The sequence below is a fragment of the Methylocaldum sp. genome, assembly GCF_039794385.1.
Lineage (GTDB): Bacteria > Pseudomonadota > Gammaproteobacteria > Methylococcales > Methylococcaceae > Methylocaldum.
In genome coordinates, this window is sequence record NZ_JBDIVO010000291.1 from 1 (window position 1) to 5,727 (window position 5,727).

Genomic DNA, 5,727 nt, shown 5'->3' on the forward strand with positions numbered 1-5,727 from the left:
CGATCTCAGATAACGGGGTAAAACTCAGCAGCTCCATGTAACGCCACATCAAATCGTCGGATATCGACATCAGCTTTCCGAACATTTCATCAGATGGCTCGGCAATTCCGACGTAGTTGCCCAGCGACTTCGACATTTTCTGCACGCCGTCCAATCCTTCTAGGATCGGCATCGTGATAACGACTTGAGGATTCAGCCCGAACGCCTCCTGCAATTGGCGTCCGACTAACAGATTGAATTTTTGATCCGTCCCACCCAATTCGACATCAGCCTTCATAGCGACCGAATCGTACCCCTGAATGAGCGGATAGAGAAATTCATGGATCGCTATCGGCTGTCCGCTCTTATATCTATTGTTGAAGTCATCCCTCTCCAGCATTCGTGCGACAGTGTGTTTAGCGGCCAACTGAATCAACTCCGCCGAGGTCATGGCGTTCATCCAACTGGAATTGAACATAACCAGGGTCTTTTCGGGGTGCAAAATTTTATAAATTTGCTCCTCGTACGTCCGGGCGTTCTCGATAACCTGGTCGCGGGTCAAGGGTTTCCGGGTAGCATTTTTTCCGGTGGGATCGCCGATCATTCCGGTAAAGTCGCCGATGAGGAATATGGCCTCATGCCCCAGATCCTGAAACTGCTTCAACTTGTTCAAAAGGACCGTGTGCCCGAGATGCAGATCCGGTGCCGTGGGATCGAAGCCGGCTTTTACGCGCAGAGGGCGCCTTTCGCCCAATTTCTTGATTAGTTCATCTTCTCTGATGATCTCCGCCGTGCCTCGTCCAATCAATGCTAATGCTTCGTCGACAGACATAGAGAAACCCTGTTGATCGTTTTGGATAAAAAACCACGAATTGTAAAACAGCGGGCAGATTTACGTCGCTCAGAATTGGTTTGAAGTGTGCACAAGCGGGATCGATGCTTCGCTTGCGGATGTCAATGAAACCCGCTCATCGTCCGTGCGATTTGGAGCATTTTTCATTAGACTTGTCGAAGTATGGGTGATTCTATACCAGTGCCAGCAACCGCCTAACAAATACAATCGATCGAGCATACAACGTTTAGGACCTTCGCCAGCAGGTAGATAGATAATTTGACCAACCTGATTCTCTACCTCGCGCCATGACTCAAGTTCACTTTATTAGCCGCTATCTCGTCATTCCGGCGGTTTTGACGCTTCTCGTTCTGCTCGCATTGAGCATAGAAACCAAGCCATTGGTGCCGCCGAACCAAGATCCCACCTACGAGTATCTGGCCAGAACTCGTCAACTGCTCAGCACGACGGTTCAGCTCACGCAGACTGACAATCCTGAGCGATTGATCGTTCTGACGGCCAACGATCTGACCGCCGCCGCTAACTTCGCTCTACTTAAAAAGAAATTCGAAGGCCATGCCAATTGCACGATCAGAAAAAACCGATTGAAACTCATTGCAACCATTCGATTGCCGACAAATTTGATTCCGCTTTTTCTCAATTTCAGAGTCATCGCCGATGACGCCGAACCGCATGCGGTCATCAAGCAGGTCAAACTCGGCCGTTTGGCCATGCCCAGAGTGGTGGTCAAATGGCTATTGAACGGTTTCTTGAACTTTACGCCGCTATTTCGATATAGCCAGGTCGGTCATCAATTGGTCAAGGAAATCCGCATTGTCGATGGGCAGCTACAGGTGGCTGTCAACTGGAACCGCGACGCATTGAGCCAGGCAAAGGGGTTAATAACGGATTTGGCCGATAAAGAGCGATTATTGGTTTACAACGACAAGCTCGCCGAAACCATCAATCAATCACAACTGAAGCGATTCATACGACTCGGCTCTTTGATGCAACAACTATTCGCCTTGGCCAAGAGCAGATCGGAAGGTAACGGCGACCCTATCGCGGAAAACCGCGCGCTTATCTTAGTTTTGAGCGCATACGTTAACGGTAAAAACATCGTTCAGTGGCTTCCGTTAAATCACCAACCGGTAATTCCTTCCCGGCGCGAGGTTCTCCTTAACCGTCGCACGGATACCGCCCAACACTTCATGGCGTCAGCGGCTTTGGCGATGTCCGGTCACAGTACCTTGGCGAACATGATCGGCCTCGCCAAAGAAATGAATGATACCCACAGTGGCAGCGGTTTCAGTTTCACCGATTTAGCCGCCGATCATGCCGGCACACTGTTCGGCAAGACCGCAGTACGCTCGGAAGAAAAGGCACGCAGAGTACAGAATATTCTGAGCCAGAGTGCCGACGAATCTTTGTTTATGCCGAACATCAAAGACTTGCCGGAAAATTTGAGTCCCGCCGATTTCGCGCAACGTTTCAAGGACATCCAAAGTCCCGAATTCAATGCGTTGAAACAGCAGATCGAAGAGCGAATCCTGGCTTGCAGTCTCTATCAGCCGTAATCCCCCTAAGGCGCCGTAGACGAAATAATTATCCCTGTCGTGAATATAGCGATGTCCGGCGCGCGCAAATAAAAAAGCCAGCTCGAAACGAGCTGGCTTTTTGCGAAACGCCGACCGTTGCGGTTATTCGTAATTGAACGTCTTGTCCGCATAGCTCGGCAGGCGCGGCATTTCCTGTTTCGGGAACTCGCCGGTCAGAGCATTGAGGAAAGCTACAAGATCCCCGGTTTGCTCCGGCGTCAGATCTTTGTTCAACTGAAGCTTGGCCATGACTTTAACGGCGTCCTCCAAGTTCTTGACTTTGCCGTTGTGGAAGTAAGGCGCGGTCAAGGCGGCGTTGCGCAGCGTCGGCACCTTATACATGTGCTTGTCGGCTTCGTTCTTGGTCACGTCGTAACGGCCCAAATCCTTGGAAAAATCGTATTGGGCCTCGAGATAACCATTCTGATAAGTGGGAAACTTCATGAAGAAACCCGTGCCCTCAGGCAATTGCGGGCCATTGAAAGCGGGCCCCGAATGACAGCTGCTGCAACCGACTTCGGCAAAAGTATTCATGCCCCGCACCTGCTGCGCGGTCATGGCATTCTTATCGCCGTTGACGTATCGGTCATAAGCGCTGTTCGGCGTAATCAGCGTCCGCTCGTAGGCGGCGATCGCCTTGGCGGCGTTATCGGCGGTAACGGAATCGGCACCACCGAAAGCAGCGGAAAACGCCTGTACATAACCCGGAATGGATTTCAAGCGAGCAACCACGTCGTCCCAGCTTTTCATGCCCATTTCGATCGGATTGGTAACCGGCCCCTTGGCTTGCGCTTCGAGGCTCGGTGCCCGCCCATCCCAGAATTGCACCGAATTGAAGGCAGAGTTCCAAACGGTCGGGGCGCTGCGCCCACCCACCTGTCCGCGCACGCCTACGGAGCCGCCGCGGTTATCCTCGCCGCCGCCCATCACATTGTGGCAAGAACTGCATGACACCGTGCCGCTAGAGGACAAACGGGGGTCGTGATAGAGCATTTTGCCCAATTCGACTTTAGCGGGCGTGCTCGGATTATCCGCGGGCTCCGGCGCCTTGCCCGGCAAAGCTTGCCACTCGACCGCCGCAGCAGTCATCGACGCCCCTGCCAGTGCCAGAGCACTGATTAGTAGATTCAGCTTAAACATAGAATGCTGCTCCTCTCTTCTATTTATTGGGTTCTTCGGCGACGGAAAGGCCGTCGCATCGTTCTATGGAGATAGGGGAAAACCCTTATATTGAATTACTTTGACAATTGCAACCGGAAGCACGGAACCGCACGAGCGCGAAGGCTCGAACCTTCGGAACGGTAAGAAACGGACGAGGCGGGAAATATCGCCGAGGGTTTCGCTACGCGGATCGCTTAGGCCGAAAGAAGACGGGTAGGGTAGGGTAGGGTACGATCCGCGGCAACCAACCAGAGCATTTTCGTACCTACCCTGCGGGAACTCGCGAGTAGGTCGGCAATCCTTTGCCGACGAACCCATCGGCCCGGCGGCGCCGTCGGCAAAGGATTGCCGACCTACGAATACTTGAGTCGATTTACCCTGGCCGATGGCGCCAACGACTTCCGCCAAGCCTGTTATGCCGTATGAGCGAGATAAAAACGCACTAGTCGTGCAGCATCCCCTGGCGGACCACGAGATCCGCAACGCTCTCCAGTCCCTCGCCCGTCTTGAGATTGGTGAAGACGAATGGCCGCTCGCCGCGCATCCTCTTGGCGTCGCGCTCCATAACGTCCAAAGAAGCCCCAACATAGGGCGCGAGATCGATCTTGTTAATGACCAGGAGATCCGAGCGGGTAATGCCCGGCCCGCCCTTACGAGGAATCTTGTCCCCGGCGGCCACGTCGATGACATAAATGGTGAGATCGGCCAATTCCGGACTGAAGGTGGCGCTCAGATTGTCGCCGCCGCTTTCGACCAGCACGAAATCCAGCTCCGGGAAGCGATGGCATAGATCATCCACCGCTGCGAGGTTCATCGAAGCGTCCTCCCGGATCGCCGTATGGGGGCAGCCGCCGGTTTCCACGCCCAGAATGCGCTCTTCGGGCAACGCCTGGCTGCGGATCAGGAATTGCTGGTCTTCCCTCGTGTAGATGTCGTTGGTCACCACGCCAATCTCATAGCGCTCCCGCATCAGCTTGCACAAGGCGTCCACCAGCGCGGTCTTGCCCGAACCCACCGGACCGCCGACGCCCACTCTCAATACGTGCCGATATTGATCAGTCATTTCGTTGCTCTTATGAACGGAATAATCGCGAGTACTGCACCTCGTGACGGCTGCTGGCTAGAGCCAGGCCGAAGGCACTCCCGCCGATCTCGTCATCGCTCAGATCGAGCGCTGCCTTCACTCGCTCCGGAAGATGTTCCGCCAGTTGGCTTAGCAGCCGCTGTCCCGCCGCCTGGCCCAAGGGCACGAGCTTGACCGCGCACAAAACCTGGTTTTCCAGCCAACTCCAAAGGTAACCCAGCAATGCTTCGAACTTCGGGATCTTCCAGCTTACCGCCGCCAAGCTGAAACCCGTGGCGAGAGTGGCGGACGGGTGCCGTATCCAGGCCTCTGCCCTCTCGACGCTCAAGCCGACGAGAAGTCTCACCAAGGCCTGTCCACTCTGCCGGTCCTCCGCCCGCAACTCGCTCGTCTCTCGGCAGGCCAGAAGATGGATGCTCCAGCGCTCGACCGAGGCCACATCGCCTTCAGCCCAGGCATCGTAGAGGCGCGACAGACACGGCAAATCGGTTCTGGTTTGACAGCGTTCGAGAATGCCGGCAATCCACTCGCCCGCCTGCCGCTCATTTCCGATCCAACCGTCCTCTACCGCGCGCTCCAGGCCTTGCGAATAGCTGTACATGCCGATGGGCAGCGCCGGACTGACCAGTTGCAGCAGTCTCACCAGCCCCAGATCAGTGATCATGGTTGTGAGCCCCATGATAAGCCCCACGTTCCGGTTCGAAAGGCATCAACGCATGCTCGATCGTGAGCCCCAATCCTCGCACCATGTCGTCCAAGACGTGATCCCGCAGATAACGCAGTTCCCCACTATCGATTTGTAAAGCGACATGCCGGTTGCCCAAGTGGTAACAGGCGCGTGCGAACAATAGGGCATCGGCGGTCCGTACCACCGATACCGGCTCCGCCGCCGCGCGCACCAACACCACGCGGCCATCATCGGCTAGCAAACGGTCGCCGTCGCGAAGAACGGTACCGCGAGGGAGAAAAACGCCTGCTTCGGCCCCGCTGTCCAGGCGTACCAGCAAACGGGATTTCTGGCGAGCCTCGTAAAGCAGGGTCAGGGTGTCGTGATGCTCCGCTCCCGGCGGGGC

The 5,727-nt window shown here is 55.3% G+C and carries 6 protein-coding genes; 1 reads left to right on the forward strand and 5 read right to left on the reverse strand.

Translation table 11 applies throughout. From position 1 onward, the window contains the following. Positions 1-811 (reverse strand): tyrosine--tRNA ligase (tyrS, locus tag ABJK70_RS18880; protein ID WP_347258765.1); only part of this gene is annotated, 811 nt, incomplete at its 3' end. Positions 812-1,119: 308 nt separating this feature from the next. On the opposite strand from tyrS, the gene ABJK70_RS18885 reads away from it, so the two are divergent. Beyond that, on the forward strand, positions 1,120-2,388 hold the full coding sequence (locus tag ABJK70_RS18885; RefSeq protein WP_086135682.1) for a hypothetical protein: 1,269 nt from the start codon (positions 1,120-1,122) through the stop codon (positions 2,386-2,388). 123 nt (positions 2,389-2,511) lie between these two features. On the opposite strand, the gene ABJK70_RS18890 is transcribed toward ABJK70_RS18885, so the two are convergent. The 4 genes from ABJK70_RS18890 to ureE all read right to left on the reverse strand — a co-directional run. Beyond that, on the reverse strand, positions 2,512-3,549 hold the full coding sequence (locus ABJK70_RS18890; RefSeq protein WP_077731681.1) for a cytochrome c peroxidase: 1,038 nt from the start codon (positions 3,547-3,549) through the stop codon (positions 2,512-2,514). A gap of 463 nt (positions 3,550-4,012) precedes the next feature. After that, positions 4,013-4,633 carry an urease accessory protein UreG gene (gene ureG / locus ABJK70_RS18895; protein WP_086135683.1) on the reverse strand — a complete coding sequence of 207 codons (621 nt, stop codon included), beginning with the start codon at positions 4,631-4,633 and terminating at the stop codon, positions 4,013-4,015. A gap of 10 nt (positions 4,634-4,643) precedes the next feature. Then, entirely contained in the window at positions 4,644-5,333 is a 690-nt protein-coding gene (locus ABJK70_RS18900; protein WP_347258766.1) for an urease accessory protein UreF, read from the reverse strand. Next, on the reverse strand, positions 5,308-5,727 hold a 420-nt coding region (gene ureE, locus ABJK70_RS18905; RefSeq protein WP_347258767.1), incomplete at its 5' end, for an urease accessory protein UreE. The genes ABJK70_RS18900 and ureE, both read right to left, overlap by 26 nt.